Annotated in this window: 13 protein-coding genes; 3 read left to right on the top strand and 10 right to left on the bottom strand. The window is 63.9% G+C overall.

Annotated elements, in window-relative coordinates:
- Positions 1–137: 137 nt before the first annotated feature.
- Positions 138–1487, top strand: a complete 1350-nt coding sequence (locus XH98_RS00820; RefSeq protein ID WP_271601424.1) for an 8-oxoguanine deaminase — start codon at positions 138–140, stop codon at positions 1485–1487.
- 100 nt (positions 1488–1587) lie between these two features.
- On the opposite strand, the gene XH98_RS00815 is transcribed toward XH98_RS00820, so the two are convergent.
- The 4 genes from XH98_RS00815 to XH98_RS00800 form a co-directional block, all read right to left on the bottom strand.
- On the bottom strand, positions 1588–2664 hold the full coding sequence (locus tag XH98_RS00815) for a BMP family ABC transporter substrate-binding protein (RefSeq protein WP_271617489.1): 1077 nt from the start codon (positions 2662–2664) through the stop codon (positions 1588–1590).
- Positions 2665–2743: 79 nt separating this feature from the next.
- A complete protein-coding gene (locus tag XH98_RS00810; RefSeq protein WP_271601422.1) occupies positions 2744–3661 on the bottom strand; it encodes an ABC transporter permease in 918 nt (305 codons plus the stop codon).
- Positions 3648–4739: an ABC transporter permease gene (locus tag XH98_RS00805; protein ID WP_271601421.1), complete on the bottom strand. Its 1092-nt coding sequence runs from the start codon at positions 4737–4739 to the stop codon at positions 3648–3650. Before XH98_RS00805 ends, XH98_RS00810 begins: the two co-directional genes overlap by 14 nt.
- Positions 4723–6294, bottom strand: a complete 1572-nt coding sequence (locus XH98_RS00800; RefSeq protein WP_271601420.1) for an ABC transporter ATP-binding protein — start codon at positions 6292–6294, stop codon at positions 4723–4725. The genes XH98_RS00805 and XH98_RS00800 overlap by 17 nt, the downstream gene beginning before the upstream one ends.
- 557 nt (positions 6295–6851) lie before the next feature.
- Between XH98_RS00800 and XH98_RS00795 the strand changes: the two genes are divergently transcribed.
- On the top strand, positions 6852–7958 hold the full coding sequence (locus XH98_RS00795; RefSeq protein WP_057750732.1) for a hypothetical protein: 1107 nt from the start codon (positions 6852–6854) through the stop codon (positions 7956–7958).
- 192 nt (positions 7959–8150) lie between these two features.
- On the opposite strand, the gene XH98_RS00790 is transcribed toward XH98_RS00795, so the two are convergent.
- From XH98_RS00790 to XH98_RS00765, 6 genes are read right to left on the bottom strand one after another with little or no spacing between them, the layout of a single operon-like run.
- Complete coding sequence (locus XH98_RS00790) at positions 8151–8636, bottom strand: nucleoside deaminase (protein WP_271617488.1); 486 nt, start codon at positions 8634–8636, stop codon at positions 8151–8153.
- Positions 8637–8649: 13 nt separating this feature from the next.
- On the bottom strand, positions 8650–10182 hold the full coding sequence (locus XH98_RS00785) for an ABC transporter ATP-binding protein (RefSeq protein WP_271617487.1): 1533 nt from the start codon (positions 10180–10182) through the stop codon (positions 8650–8652).
- Positions 10179–10862: a biuret amidohydrolase gene (gene biuH / locus XH98_RS00780; RefSeq protein ID WP_271617486.1), complete on the bottom strand. Its 684-nt coding sequence runs from the start codon at positions 10860–10862 to the stop codon at positions 10179–10181. The genes XH98_RS00785 and biuH overlap by 4 nt, the downstream gene beginning before the upstream one ends.
- An 11-nt stretch (positions 10863–10873) precedes the next feature.
- Positions 10874–11800, bottom strand: a complete 927-nt coding sequence (locus XH98_RS00775; RefSeq protein WP_057749742.1) for an ABC transporter permease — start codon at positions 11798–11800, stop codon at positions 10874–10876.
- Positions 11800–12912 (bottom strand): ABC transporter permease, encoded by a 1113-nt coding sequence (locus tag XH98_RS00770; RefSeq protein WP_271617485.1) that lies wholly within the window; start codon positions 12910–12912, stop codon positions 11800–11802. The genes XH98_RS00775 and XH98_RS00770 overlap by 1 nt, the downstream gene beginning before the upstream one ends.
- A complete protein-coding gene (locus tag XH98_RS00765; RefSeq protein WP_271617484.1) occupies positions 12909–14021 on the bottom strand; it encodes a BMP family ABC transporter substrate-binding protein in 1113 nt (370 codons plus the stop codon). The genes XH98_RS00770 and XH98_RS00765 overlap by 4 nt, the downstream gene beginning before the upstream one ends.
- A gap of 402 nt (positions 14022–14423) precedes the next feature.
- On the opposite strand from XH98_RS00765, the gene XH98_RS00760 reads away from it, so the two are divergent.
- Positions 14424–15683, top strand: a complete 1260-nt coding sequence (locus tag XH98_RS00760; protein WP_271617729.1) for an allantoate amidohydrolase — start codon at positions 14424–14426, stop codon at positions 15681–15683.
- Positions 15684–15744 lie beyond the last annotated feature (61 nt).

Here is a 15744-nt window from a genome sequence, read left to right as displayed (position 1 = left end):
GCGCCGGATGATTTGTGTCGAGGTAAATTCTTGCAAGACCAGCGCCAAGTAGCAACAACAAGTCGCAGCAATGACGCACTCGGAATGGCCTTTGCCTTGCAGGCGATTCGTTAACGAGGGCGAGGAGAAATGGAGACATGAGCGACGCAAAGCCGATCTGGATCAGGGATCCCCAGGCCATTCTCGCTGACGGCGCTGGCCGCGGGGTCGTCGTTAAGGATGGTCGTATCGTCGAACTCGTGCCTTCAGGCGGAACACCGGCGACTGCCGGTGTCACGGTGTTCGATGCGAGCGAGCATGTCGTGCTGCCCGGCCTCATCAACACCCATCATCATTTTTATCAGACGCTGACGCGGGCGCTGCCGGCGGCAATGGATCGCGAGCTGTTTCCCTGGCTGCAGGCGCTCTATCCGGTGTGGGCGAAGATGACGCCCGAGGCGCTCGAGCTCGGCGTCACCGTGGCGATGTCGGAACTGCTGCTCTCGGGCTGCACGACGACGACGGATCATCACTATGTCTTCCCGAAAGGGCTCGAGGAGTCCGTCGATATCGAGGTCGGCGTCGCAAGGCGGCTCGGCGTCCGTGTGCTGCTGACGCGTGGCTCGATGAACCTGTCGCAACGCGACGGCGGCCTGCCGCCTGACAGCGTCGTGCAGGACGAGGACACCATCCTGGCCGACAGCGCGCGCGTGGTGGCCAAGCATCACCAGCGCGGCGCGGATGCGATGGTGCAGATTGCGCTTGCGCCGTGCTCGCCGTTTTCGGTGACGACGTCCTTGATGCGCGCCACCGCCGATCTCGCCGACAAGCTCGACGTGCGCCTGCACACCCATCTCGCCGAGACCGAGGACGAGAACAAATTCTGCCAGCAGATGTATGGCTGCCGTCCGCTCGACTATCTCGAGCAATGCGGCTGGCTCAATCCGCGGACCTGGCTCGCGCACGGCATCTTTTTCAACGCCGACGAGATGAAGCGGCTCGGCAAGGCCAAGACGACCATCAGCCATTGCGCGTGCAGCAACCAGCTGCTGGCCTCCGGCTGCTGTCCGGTGTGCGAGATGGAGGAGGCCGGGGTCGGGATCGGCATTGGCGTCGACGGTTCGGCCTCCAATGATGGGTCGAACCTGATGCAGGAGGTGCGCGCGGCGTTCCTGCTGCAGCGGGCGCGCTATGGCGTGACCAAGGTCAGCCACAAGGATGCGCTGCGCTGGGCCACCCAAGGCTCGGCAGCCTGCGTCGGCCGCCCGGAACTCGGCGAGATCGCCGTCGGCAAGGCCGCCGACCTTGCGCTGTTCAAGCTCGACGAGCTGCGTTTCTCCGGCCACGGCGATGCCCTGGCCGCGCTGGTGCTGTGCGGCGCGCATCGGGCTGACAGGGTGATGGTGGCGGGGAACTGGGCCGTGATCGACGGCGCGATCCCGGGACTGGACGTTCCGGACCTGATCCGCCGGCACAGCGCCGCGGCGCGGGCGATGCAGGCGGGCTAGGATAGAAAGAGGGGGCGGCCACAAGTGCCGGGTGCTTCTGGCCACCCCCTCCGAACCTCCTCCGGGAGGAGCAGGTGATTTAGGCAATGCAAGAAGCGTGCTACTTGCCCGGCAGCTTGTCGTCGATGCCCTTGACGTAGAAATTCATGCCGAGGATCTGGCCGTCATCGAGATTGGCGCCGCCCTTGCACTCGATCTCCTTGCCGTCCTGCCCAATGACCGGGCATTTGAACGGGTGCAGTTTGCCGGCGGTGATCGCCGCCTGGGCATCCTCGGCGATCTTTTTCACGTCGTCGGGCATATTGGTATACGGCGCCATCGCGAACATGTGGCTGTCGAGACCGCCCCAGGTGTCTTCCGATTTCCAGGTGCCGTCGAGCTCGGCCTTGACGCGGGCGATGTAGTAGGGGGCCCAGGTGTCGAGGATCGAGGTCAGCTGGGTCTTGGGCCCGAACTTGATCATCTCGGAATCCTGGCCGAAGGCGAGCTTGCCGCGTTCGCTGGCGATCTGCATCGCGGCGGGCGAGTCCGTGTGCTGCATGATCACGTCGGCGCCCTGGTCGATCAGCGCCTTGGCGGCGTCGGCTTCCTTGCCCGGGTCGAACCAGGTGTTGGCCCAGATGATCTTGACCTTGATGTTGGGGTTGATGCTCTGCGCCGCGATCATCGTCGCGTTGATGCCGGAGACGACCTCGGGGATCGGGAACGAACCGATATAACCGAGCACGCCCGACTTCGACATCTTGGCCGCGATCAGGCCTTGAATGTAGCGGCCCTGATACCACTTCGAGGAATACGTCGACATATTCTTGTCGCGCTTGTAGCCGGTCGCGTGCTCGAAATGCACGTTCGGATATTTCTTGGCGACCTTCAGCGTCGGATCCATGTAGCCGAACGACGTCGTGAAGATCAGCTTGTTGCCGGCGCGGACAAGCTGCTCGATAGCGCGTTCGGCGTCGGGACCTTCAGGGACATTTTCGAGATAAGTGGTCTCGATCTTGTCGCCAAGCTCCTTCTCGAGCGCCAGGCGCGCTTGATCGTGCTGGTAGGTCCAGCCGAGATCGCCGATCGGGCCGAGGTAAATGAAGCCGACTTTCAGCTTATCGGCGGCGGAAGCTGCACTGACGCTCCCGGCAAGCAGAAGGCCGGCAGCCAGCGCAAGAAGTGATTTCCTCATCATCAATCTCCAAACATCAGGGGATAGCCACGATCCGCAGCGTGCGCGCCCCATCGCGCACACTGCGGAAACCAAAACGCTAGCGGTCAGGCACGAACACGATGCCGAGCGCGGCCGGCGCGGTCGAGCCGCCGGTGCGCGCGCGGGAGAGCAGGACCAGCACGATGACCGTCGCCAGATACGGCAGTGCAGACATGAATTGCGAGGGAATGCCGACGCCCCAGCCTTGCGCATGCAGTTGCAGGATCGTCACTGCACCGAACAGGTAAGCGCCGACCACGAGCCGACCCGGCCGCCAGGATGCGAACACGACCAGCGCGAGTGCGATCCAGCCGCGGCCCGCAGTCATGCCGGGAATGAAGAACGGCGTATAGGCAAGCGGCAGATAGGCGCCGGCAAGACCTGCGCAGGCGCCGCCGAACATCACGGCGAGGGTGCGGATGCGCAGCACGGGATAGCCAAGCGCGTGTGCCGAGATATGATTGTCGCCGCAGGCGCGCAGGATCAATCCCGCGCGTGTGCGATACAGGAACCACCAGACGCCGACGATGAGAGCGATCGAGAAATAGACGAAGGCGTCCTCGCCGAACAGGACGCGGCCGACCAAAGGAATGTCGGTGAGTCCAGAAATGTATAAATGTGCGGCCGGCGTGAGCCGTTCGCCGACGAAGCCTGCACCGATGAGGCCGGAGAGGCCGATGCCGAGGATGGTCAACGCCAACCCTGTTGCGACCTGGTTGACAGCGAGCCCGAGTGCCATCAGCGCGAAGATCAGTGACATCAGCACTCCCGCGATGATGCCGAACAGCGCGCCGATCAGAATCGATCCGGTCAACCACGCGCCGCCAAAGCCGCAGGCCGCGCCGACAATCATCATGCCCTCGACGCCGAGATTAAGCACGCCGGACCGCTCGGTGACGAGCTCGCCGGTTGCTGCGATCAGGAGCGGTGTCGAGGCGGCGAGCACCGACAGGATGATGGCTTCAACCAGCTCCACGGGTCACCTGTCGGTTCGGGAAGAGCAGCTTGAAGCGGTAGAGAATGAGAGAATCGCAGGCGAGCACGTAGAAGAGCAGGATGCCCTGGAACACCTTGGTGACGTCCAACGGGATCTTCATTGCGATCTGCGCCTGCTCGCCGCCGATAAAGGTGAGCGCGAGAAACAGGCCTGCAATTAATATTCCAATCGGGTTCAGCCGGCCGAGGAACGCGACGATAATCGCGGTGAAACCGTAGCCGGGTGAGATGCCGGGTTGGAGGTGTCCGACGGGACCTGCGACTTCGATGATGCCGGCAAGGCCGGCCAGCGCGCCGGACACCGCGAAGGTCAGGATGATCAGCTGGTTGGCGTTGAAGCCGCCGAACCGCGCCGCGCGCGGCGCAGCACCGACCACGCGGATCTCGAATCCCTTGATGGTGCGTCCAAGCAGGATTGCCGCGGCTGCCACGACCAGCAGTGCAATGATCGAGCCGAAATGCAGCCGGCCGCCTTCGATCAGCAGCGGCACCGTCGCGACGGGATCGAACTCCGCCGTGGTCGGGAAATTGAAACCCTTCGGGTCGCGCCAGGGCCCGCGGACGAGATAGTCCATCAGGAGGTCGGCGACATAGACCAGCATCAGGCTGGTCAGGATTTCACTAGCACCGAACTTCACCTTGCAGATTGCCGGGATCAGCGCATAGAGCGCGCCGGCGGCAGCGGCCAGCACGAGCATGGCCGGCAGCACCCAGGCGCCGGCGTCGGTGCCTTGCGTCTTGACCGCAATCCAGCTTCCGGCAACCGCGCCGATCAGGAATTGCCCCTCAGCGCCGATGTTCCAGGCATTGGCGAGGTAGCAGAGCGACAGCCCGATCGCGATCATCACCAGCGGCGTCGCCTTCACGGCGATCTCCTGAAGCGAATAGCCGTCGGTCAGAGGCGCGATGAAATAAGCGTGCAGGGCGAGGACCGGATTCTTGCCAAGAATCGCGAACAGGATGGTCATGGTCACGATCGTCAGGCCGATCGCGATCAGCGGCGATACCAGCGCGATCGTGTTGGAGCGCTCGGCGCGCTTCTCAAGCACCAACTGCATGCGCGGCCTCCTTCGGTTCCAGGGTGCTGCCGCCCATCAACAGGCCGAGCTTCTCGCGCGTCGCCTCGCTTGCTGCCAGCGGAGCAGACAAGCGGCCGTGGAACATCACGGCGATACGGTCGGCGATTTCGGCCAGCTCGTCGAGATCCTGGCTGGTCACCAGCACCGCGGCGCCTGCGGTCGCCAGGTCAAGCAACGCCTGGCGGATGACGGCGGCAGCTCCAGCGTCGACGCCCCAGGTCGGCTGGCTCACCACCAGCACTGCAGGGTTGCGCAGGATCTCGCGGCCGACAATGAATTTCTGCAGATTACCGCCGGAGAGGGATGCGGCTTCCGGGTCGCGCTTTGCCTTGCGGACGTCAAACGTCTCGGTCGCCTTGTCCACCGTCTTCAGCGTGGCCGCGGTGTCGATGAAGCCGTGATGGACCATTCCGCTGGCGGCATGGCCCGTCAGCAGCGCGTTCTCCGACAGTTTCATGCGCGGCGCAGTGCCGTGGCCGAGCCTCTCTTCGGGCACGAAGGCGGCGCCAAGCTTGCGACGCTTGGTGATCGAAAGGTGGCCGGCAGCGATGCCTTCGATCACGATCGTCCCCGGATCTTTCGACAATCGCTCGCCGGACAGGGCGGCAAACAATTCGTCCTGGCCGTTGCCGGCGACGCCGGCGATGCCGAGGATTTCGCCGCCCTTCAATTCGAACGAGATGTGTTCGAGCCGGACCCCGTGCGCCTCGTCGGGCGCGAGCGAGAGATCGTTGACGACGAGCCGTGGGATCGTCGTCCGCCGCCCGGCGGCGGCCTTCACTTCCTTGATCTCGCCGCCAACCATCATGCGCGCGAGCGAGGCGGCGGTCTCCTGCCTGGGATTGCAGGTCTGGATCTTCTTGCCGCCGCGCAGGATCGTGGCGGTGTCGCAGAGCCGCTTCACCTCCTCGAGCTTGTGGCTGATATAGAGGATGGCGCGGCCCTCGGCCTTGAGCCGTTCCAGCACGACAAAGAGCTGGTCCGCCTCCTGCGGCGTCAGCACGGCGGTCGGCTCATCCAGAATCAGGAATTTTGGATCCTGCATCAGCGCGCGAACGATCTCGATGCGCTGGCGCTCGCCGACGGACAATTGCCAGACCTCCCGTCTGGGATCGAGCGGCAGTCCGTAGGTTCTGGATACCTGCTCGAGCCGCGCCGACATGTCCTTGAACGATTCCTTGCCGTCGAGGCCAAGGGCGACGTTCTCAGCGACGGTGAGGTTGTCGAACAGCGAAAAGTGCTGGAACACCATGCCGATGCCGCGGCTGCGCGCCTCAGAGGGGCCGGACAGCACGATTGGTTCGCCCTGCCAGCGGATTTCGCCGGCAGAGGGCTGGATCAGCCCGTAGATCGCCTTCACCAGCGTCGATTTGCCGGCGCCGTTCTCGCCAAGCAGGGCGTGGATTTCCCTAGGCCAGACGTCGATGTCGATGGAATCGTTGGCGAGGAACTCGCCATAGCGCTTGGTCAGCCCGACCGTCTTGAGCAACGGGGACTCGCCGGAATGCAGGCCGTTAGGCGTCGGATCTAACATGCGTTGATGCGCTTGCATGGGATGCAGTGCCTCAATAGTGGGCTAGTTTGAACCGCCGCGTAAGGTGTGAAAAAGCGTCATCCCTTGCTTAACGCTTCGGCAGCGGGACGGTGTCGCGAGTCGCGCGGTTCGCGGGGCCATAGGTGAGAGCCCGGGGCCGTTGCGGCGCGGCCCTGCAGAAGGCCTGTTGCAAATTTGTGACGGTTTAAACCAAATCGGAACCCGCTGGGCAGGCTCGATGTGACGTTGATCAAAATCGCGCCAGCACGCGTATGCAATGCGGGATCGTCGTGACGGCCGTTGCGAGCAACAGCATTTGCATTGCGCGGTCGAGGTGAAACGCAAACGAAATCAATCGGGAATGTTCGGCATTGCGTTGTCGATTCCGCGCGGCAACGTCACGCGAGAACCCTCAGATTTCCCGCGGTGAATCGCCGTTTGCTGCCGAAACATGCGGCATGCCTTGAAAAAAGTTGAGGCTTCTCAGCTCGGGAGTTCGGAGCAAGTGTCGCCCTAGGGACGTTCATTTTACGTGTCCAAACTTGGGGGTATTCAGGATGTCGTTTCGCTTCAAGGCAGTTGCAGCATCGGCGCTGTCACTTGCTACGCTGGCCATCGGTGGCTGGGCTCACGCGGCAGATCTGCCGGTCAAGGCGGCCAAGAAGGCGCCTGACCTTCCGTTTTTCCTGGTGATCGATGACCGCGTGTCGTTCTCCTGGATGCCGAAGGGTACCGACCCCGGCATGTGGAGCACCCGGCCGGATGGCAGCATCAACGGCACCACCGCCAAGCAAGTCTACTCGTTCACGCACTTCGACCTCTGGGCCTACGGCACCAACTTCTTCACGATCTCGATGTTCAAGTCGGGTCATAACGATCCCGCATCGCCCTGTGTCGCGCCGGGCGTGAACATCAACGGCACCGCCAGCAACTGCGCCGGCGCCACCGAGATCTATGGCCTGTTCCGTTCGACCTTCGGCTGGAACGAGTTGTTCAACACCAAGGCCTTCACCATGGGCCCGCTGCACAACATCTCGTTCGAAGTCGGGATGGACGCGAACACCGAAAACAACTTCCTGGCGCCCGCAAAGCGCGACGTTGTCGGTGGTCTGCAGTTCGCCTTCGACCTTCCCTACAAGGGATACGTCGACGTCGCGCCATTGGTGTATTGGGAGTTCTCGAACCATAACGCCTTCACGCAGTGCGGCCTGTTCGGCCCTGGTGTCGCGGGCGTGACCTGCAACTCGGACGGCAACGTCAGCTACCGTGCGACCTGGGCGGTCGAAATCAACTACTATATGGACCTCGGCTTCCTGCCGCCGAACATGCAGTTCTGGTCGATCAGCGGCCGCGCCGGCTGGTATGGCCCGAAGGGGGACTCGAACGGTCTTCCCGCGCTCTCAGGCATCGGCCGGTTCTCGACCGCTTCCAAGACCGAGCTGAACAGCGAACCGATCCGTCTGACCTTCGACGCGTCGAAGGCGGCCTTCGGTGACAAGTACTCGCACTTCGTCGACCTCTGGGTCGCCTATCGCTACTGGCAGAACAAGTTCGGCCTCGACCACAACGCCATGCCCGGCGTTTGCACGGTCGCCGCGACCGGCCAGAGCACCCACAGCTGCACCGAGTCCACGGTCTACGGCGGTGTCACTGTGAAGTTCTGATCGCCCGACCTTCAGGGTTAGGATGGCGTCGCGCAGGAATGTGCGGCGCCATTCTGCCTTTGAGACGCGGAGGCACAACTGCCGTAGGGTGGGCAAAGCGAAGCGTGCCCACGCATTTTTGCGACCGAGAGAGATGGTGGGCGCGGCGCGAACGCGCCTTTGCCCACCCTACGAAATCGAATGTTGTTGCGCCTACTTCGTCCAAATGCCGTTGTGCAGTGCTGCGGCCTCGTCTTCCAGGAGCGGGCCAATCACCTCGGTCGGTCGCTGGCCGCTCGCAAAGACGTCGCGGCAAGGCAGGTCGAGCGTCGGGTTCTCCGGGTGGTTGCCAGTGATGCCGCGCAAGCGGCGTTCGCTAAGGCCGTAGACCACGCGGCCGATGCCGGCCCAGTAGATCGCCCCCGAACACATCGCGCAGGGTTCGGCTGAGGAATACAGCGTCGCCGCTGCCAGCACCTCGCGAGGGAGCGTGCGGCAGGCTTGCGTGGCTGCGAGGCGCTCGGCATGCGCAGTGCCGTCATGGTCAGGCATGTAGCCGTTCTCGGTCTCGATCAGCACCTTGCCATCGGCGCCGACGACGATGCAGCCGAAGGGATGGTTGCCATGGGTGAGGGACCGGCTCGCCACCGCGAAGGACAGGCGCAGGAACTGCTCGTCGCGCTCGCTCGTGCCGTCCATCGCGCCTCCGCAGTCAGTGCCCTGCCATGTGCCGGCCGACCTCGGTGAGATCGGCCTCGCTCGTCCGTGCTTCATACACGAATTCGCCGTGGAACATTACCACCAGCCGGTCCGAGAGTTCGAGCAATTCGTCGAGGTCTTCGCTCACCAGCAATACCGCCGCGCCACGGTTACGTGCGGCCATGATCTCGGCGTGGATCTGCGCCACGGCCGCGAAGTCGAGGCCGAAGCAGGGATTGGCCGCAATCAGCACCTCGACATCGCTCGCAAGCTCGCGGGCGAGCACGGCGCGCTGCACATTGCCGCCTGAGAGCGCCGAGATCGGCGTCTCCGGCGTGCGCGTCTTGATCTTGTACTGGCGGATCTTCTTCTTGGCATCGTCGCGGAAAGCGCCGCGGTTGAGCCACCAGCCGCCGCTGGCAAAAGGTGCACGGTCGAACTCGCGGAAGGCGATGTTGTCGGCAACGCTCATGCCGCCGACACAGGCGTTCTTGAGCGGCTCCTCGGGCAGGAGCGACATTTTGTGGCGCCGCATCTCCTCGCGGCTGGCGTGATAGGGATCGCCGGCGACGCGGATTTCGCCGCCCTCCGCCTCGCGCTGGCCGGCCAGAACCTCGACGAGCTGGCGCTGGCCGTTGCCGGAGACGCCGGCGATCCCGACGATCTCGCCGGCACGCACGGTGAGGGAGACGTCATGCACGGCCATGGCGCCGGCATCGTCGAGCGCGCGAAGCTTTTCCAGCTCCAGGCGCGCCTTGCCGGCTTCTCCGGTGCGTGGCGGCTGAACGGTCAGCTCCTCGGCGCCGATCATGGTGCGGGCCATTGCATCCGGCGTCAGTTCGGACACTTTGCCGGCGCCGGCGAGTTTACCGCGGCGCAGGATCGTGACCTCGTCGGCGAAGGCCATGACCTCTCGGAACTTGTGCGTGATCATCAGGATCGTCAGCTCGCCCTTGACGACCATGTCGCGGAGCATGCCGAGCACCTCGTCGGCTTCCGCCGGCGTCAGCACCGAGGTCGGCTCGTCCAGGATCAGGAAACGGCGCTTCAGATACAGCTGCTTGAGGATCTCGCATTTCTGCCGTTCGCCGGCCGAGATGTCGGAGACCTTTGCGGCGAGAGGCACCTTGAAGGGCATGCGCGCCAGGAACGCCTCGAGCTCCTTCATCTCCTTCGGCCAGTTCACCACGGCCGGCACATCATCGCGTGCCAGCACGAGGTTTTCAGCAACCGTCATCGCCGGCACCAGCGTGAAGTGCTGGTAGACCATGCCGAGGCCGAGCGCGTGAGCATCCTTCGGATTGGCAATCGCCTGCTCGCGGCCGCCGACGAGGATGTCGCCCTCCGTCGCGTGATAGTAGCCCATAATGCATTTGACGAGCGTGGACTTGCCGGCGCCGTTCTCGCCGAGCAGCGCATGGAACGAGCCCGGCCGTACCTTCAGCTCGACATTATCAAGCGCCAGGAAGTCGCCGAAGCGCATGGTCATGGCGAGGGCATCGACGCCGAAGGCGCCTGACGGCGGAGGCGGCTCGCCAATGATCACGAGATCGCTCCGATGAAAGCGTCCGAGGTCGAGACCGCGCCGAACACGCCGCCCTGCATCTTGATCATCTTCAGCGCGTGATCGTGGTTGCTCTTGTCGGTCGCGCCACAGCAATCGTGCAGCAGCACGCATTCGAAGCCGCGGTCGTTGGCCTCGCGCATGGTGGTGTGGACGCAGACGTCGGTGGTGATTCCGGTCAGCACGATATTTTCAATGCCGCGCACGCGCAGGATCAGTTCCAGATCGGTGGCGCAGAACGAGCCTTTGCCTGGCTTGTCGATGATGGGCTCGCCAGGCAGTGGCGCCAGCTCCTCGATGATGTCCCAGCCGGGCTCGCCGCGCACCAGGATGCGGCCGCACGGGCCGGGATCGCCGATGCCGGCGCCGATCTGGCGCGAACGCCAGCGCTTGTTGGCGGGAAGGTCGGAGAGGTCGGGGCGGTGGCCTTCGCGGGTATGGATGATGTGGAAGCCCTGCTTGCGCATGACGCTGAGCAGCTTCTTGATCGGCTCGATCGGCGCCCGCGTCAGCGACAGATCGTAGCCCATCTTGTCGACATAGCCTCCGACGCCGCAGAAATCGGTCTGCATGTCGATGATGATGAGCGCAGTGTTTTGTGGGCGGAGATCCCCATTGTAGGGCCACGCGTAGGGCTCGGATTTGATGGTGCGCTCGGGCATGATTTCGCTCTCTAGCGGGTGATCGACAATTCGGCCGGGGCTCCGGTCAGCGTGCGTTTCGGCGAGCAGGTGATGATCATGATCGCCAGCGTCAGAATGTAGGGCGCTGCGTTGAAGAGGTGATAGCCAGAGGTGACGCCGACCGATTGCAGCGCCGGCCCGAGCGCCGCCGCGCCGCCGAAGGCGAGCGAGGCCCAGAGGCAGAGCAGGGGATCCCAGCGCGCGAATATCACCAGTGCGACCGCGGTGATGCCCTGGCCTGAGGAGAGGCCCTCGTTCCAGCTCCCGGGATAGAACAATGACAGAAAGGAGCCGCCGATGCCGGCGAGGAAGCCGCCGACCATGGTGGCGCGCAGACGGATCAGCAGCACGGAATGGCCCATCGCGCGCGCGGCGTCCGAGCTTTCGCCGGCGGTGCGGATGAGCAGGCCCCAGCGCGTGATGCGGAAGGCCCAATAGAGGATCGGCGCCAGCACCACGCCGATCAGGAACAGCACGTTGATGCGCAGCGCGGCGCGGACTTGCGGGATGTCGCTCCACCAGCCGAAATCGATCGCAGGCAGGCGCGGCGCGGTGGGCTCGATCAGCGGCTTGCCGAGATAGAAGGCAAGACCGGTGCCGAACAGCATCAAGGCGATGCCGACCGCGACGTCGTTGACGCGCGGCAGTGAGCAGATGCCGGCATGCAGCGCGCCAAGCAAGGCGCCGGTGATGCCGGCGGCGAGCACGCCGAGCCAGGGCGATCCCGTCAGGTAAGAGATGCCGTAGGCGCTCATCGCGCCCATCACAAGTGTGCCTTCGAGGCCGAGATTGATGCGGCCCGAACGCTCGGTGATGCATTCCCCCAAGCTCACGAACAGGAAGGGCGTCGAGACGCGAATGGCGCCGCCGAGCACCGCGAGCGGGACGGTCCAGAGTCCGATCGATCCGTCAGCCATCAGGACTTGCCCTTCAGGAATCCAATGCGGCCGTAGAGCGCATCGCTGGCCAGAACGAAGACGAAGATGATGCCCTGAAGCACCAGCACCGATGCATCAGGCAGTCCCAGGCGGCGCTGCAACAAGCCGCCGCTGGCGCTGATGCCGCCGAGCAGGATCGCGACGGGAATGATGGCGAGCGGATTTTGCCGCGCCAGGAAGGCGACCAGGATGCCTGTGAAACCGTAACCGGCGGCGAGATTGGCGTTGGTGCGGCCCTGCACGGCGGCCACCTCGACCATGCCGGCAAGACCCGCGGCGCCGCCGGCGAGGAAGCAGACAGTCAGGATCAGCTTGCTGACGCCAAGGCCGACGATTTTCGCGGCGCGGATGTTGCCGCCGGCAACGCGCGCGGCAAAGCCGAACACGGTGTGATAGATCAGAATGTAGGCCGCTACCGCGGCGATCAGTCCGAAGACGAGACCCCAATGCACGTCGGTGCCCGGGATGGAGCCGATCATGTTGGCGGCGCCGATCTCGCGGGTCGACGGCTTGTTGAGGCTTGCGGGATCCCGCATCATGCCTTCGACCAGATGATTGAGGATCGCGAGGGCGATGTAGACGAGCAGCAAGCTCGAGATCGTCTCGTTGACGCCGCGATATTGCCTCAAGGCGCCGGCGAGCATGATCCAAAAGCCGCCGCCGATCACGCCGGCGATCACCATGCCGATCTGCACGACGAGCGGCGGCATGCCCTGAAGCAGCAGTGCTGCGCTGGTCGCCGACAGCGCGCCGATCAACAGCGCGCCCTCGCCGCCGATGATGACCATGCCAAGCTGCGCCGGCAGCGCGGTGCAAAGCGCGGTGAGAATGAGGGGCGCAGCGCGCGTGAGCGTATTCTGCCAGGAGAACCAGGTGCCAAAGGCGCCCTGATACATATAGAAATAAAGATCCAGCGGATTCTTGCCGAACAGCATGACGAAGATGCCGAAGACCACGAGCGCGCCGGCCAGCGCCGCGCCGGGGATCAGGACATACTCGATCGTGCCGCCGTGGCGTTGCAGAAAGCCCGGGTCGGCGGTCGGGGTAATCGTCCCAACCGCCTCGGCAGAATCCGCTGTTTCTGATGTCACGAAGTCGCTCCGATCACGCCTTCGACGAGATAGTCCATCTTCTCAAGCTCAGGGTCCTTCTGGCCGCGATCGGTGCCGGCCGGAATGACGGTCTTGCCCTTGTTGTCGACCAGGCCGCCCTTGAAGATGGCAAAGCCTTCCGCGGATAGGAATTTGGCTTTGGCCTCGTCTGCCGCCTTGCGCGCCTCGGCCGAGACGGCTTCACCATAGGGCGAGGTCTTGACGATTTCTTCCTTCAGGCCGCCGCGGTAGAAGTTCGGGATGCCCTCGCCGGCGGCGATCATCTTGACGAACTTCGGATAGAGCGCTTCCCAGTTCCACTCCGCGCCGGTGAGATAGGCCTTGGGCGCCAGCGCCGACTGGTTGGTGTGATATCCGCAGACGAAGGCGCCGCGCCGCGCGGCGTTCTCGACCATGGTTTTGGGGCCGTCGACGTGACAGGTCAGCACGTCCACACCCTGGTCGATCAGGCTGTTGGTGGCTTCAGCCTCCTTGACCGGCATCGACCAGTCCCCGGTGAAGATCACTTGCGTGGTGGCCTTCGGATTGACGGACTTCGCACCGAGCGTAAAGGCATTGATGTTGCGCAGCACCTGCGGGATCGGCTTGGCCGCGACGAAGCCGAGCTTGCCGCTCTTCGACGTCAGGCCGGCGACGATGCCCGAGATGTACTGGGCTTCGTCGATATAGCCGAAATAGCTGCCGGCGTTCTTCGGGTCCTTGTCGGTCCAGAGGCCGCCGCAGTGCTCGAAGCGCAGCTTCGGGTACTTGGTGGCCATCTTGATCATGTGCGGATTGTAGTAACCGAACGAGGTCGGGAAGAGCAGGGTGGCGCCGTCGAGGTTGATCATCGACTCCATCGTCTTCTCGACCGCGTCGGTCTCGGGCACTTTCTCTTCCTCCACGACCTTGAGGCCCGGAATCTTCTTCAGCGCCGCCGCGCCCTGCGCGTGGGCCTGGTTATAGCCGTAGTCGTCGCGCGAGCCGACATAGATGAAGCCGATCGTGGTCTCGGCCGCGAAGGCCGGGCGGGCGCCTGCCGCTGCGCCGAGGGTGAAGGCGGCACCGCCCTGCAACAAATGACGTCGTGAAATCCTGCCAAAATCCATTGCTTGCTCCCCTTGGCGGATTGACCGCCTCAATCTCGTGGCTGCGCCGGTCTGGCGGAGCCCGGGATGGGGTGTCGCAAGCTTCGTGCCAGAGGTTAAGGGGTATGCATATCGGCGTAACTATTTGTAAAATATGATGTATATCAAATGTGCAAATTTTGATCAGGATGGTTTGGGATTAAATTATGGGCAGTATTTTTTGATTGTATGCAATTCAGTTAAGCAATCTTAGACCGTCTGTCGCGCGGACGGACGACTGCAGCGGCCGGCTGATCGTCCACATTCATGCTAACCACGCGGCTGACTCGCGACGGCGCTGGTCTGAATTCGCTGGCACCGAACTTGTATCGATTGACGCTGCGACCGCCCCCCGCGGTCTCCAGGATGGAAAGCTTGACCGGGATGGGTGCTGGTAACGCCGTTCAGAATGCATCGCTCGGCGAAGAGATCGTGCGTCGGGTCAACGAGCTCGCGGCGATCTCGGAAGACGGCGACAAGCTCACCCGCATCTTTCTCACGAAGGAGCTGCGCGCGGCCTCGGACGTCATTCTCGGCTGGATGCGCGAGGCCGGCATGAGCGCGCATCTCGACGCGATCGGCAATGTTTGCGGCCGCTATGACGGCGAACAGCCGGGGGCGCCCTGCCTGATGCTCGGCTCGCATTACGACACGGTGCGCGATGCCGGCAAATGGGACGGGCCGCTCGGTGTGATCACGGCAATTGTCTGTGTCGCCGACCTCAACCGCCGGGGCAAGCGTCTGCCGTTCGCGATCGAAGTGGTCGGCTTTGCCGACGAGGAAGGCGTTCGCTTCGCCTCGACCCTGCTCGGCAGTCGTGCAATGGCCGGCACGTTCGACGAGAGCGTTTTGAACACGCGCGACCGGGACGGCGTGTCGATGCGCGATGCGCTCATCACATTTGGCCTCGACCCTGACCATATCGGCGCGGCGGCGCGCGCCCGGCGCGAGCTGCTCGCCTACCTGGAATTGCACATCGAGCAGGGGCCGGTGCTGGAAGCCCGGAATCTCCCTGTCGGCGTCGTCAGCGCGATTGCGGGCGCGACACGGCTGGCGGCACGGTTGACTGGCATGGCCGGTCACGCCGGCACCGTGCCCATGGCGCTGCGCCGTGACGCACTTACAGGCGCGGCCGAATGCATCGGCGCCATCGAGCAATTCTGCCGCACCGACGAGGACGGGCTGGTCGGCACTGTCGGCTACATCCAAGCGAGGCCCGGCGCGACCAATGTCATTCCGGGTGAGGTATCCTTCACCATCGACATGCGCGCGCCGACCGACATGCATCGCAAGCGCGCGGTCGCCGACGTGGTCCGCCAGATCGAGGCGATAGCCAAGCGCCGGCAACTGGCGCTTCAGCTCGATGTCACCCATGAGAACCGCACTGTGCCTTGCGCGCCCTGGCTGAAGGATCAGATCGCGCAGGCGATCGCAGCCGAAGGTTTTTCCATCTTCGAGCTGCCGAGCGGAGCGGGGCATGACGGCATGGCGATGATCGACATCGCCGATGTCGGCATGATCTTCGTTCGCTGCCGCGGCGGCATCAGCCATCATCCCGACGAGCATGTCGAACTTGCAGACGCCGACGCCGGCGCGCGGGTGTTGCTCAGGGTGATCGAGAATTTCAAGCCGAGAGCGGCGTAGGCCCGGAAGTCACCGGGTAGAGACACGAATCAGAGAAGTGTAAAATCGCGTAACTTCAGCA

The organism is Bradyrhizobium sp. CCBAU 51745 (assembly GCF_028128715.1).
Classification (GTDB): domain Bacteria; phylum Pseudomonadota; class Alphaproteobacteria; order Rhizobiales; family Xanthobacteraceae; genus Bradyrhizobium; species Bradyrhizobium manausense.
This window is presented reverse-complemented; position numbering and strand designations above follow the sequence as displayed.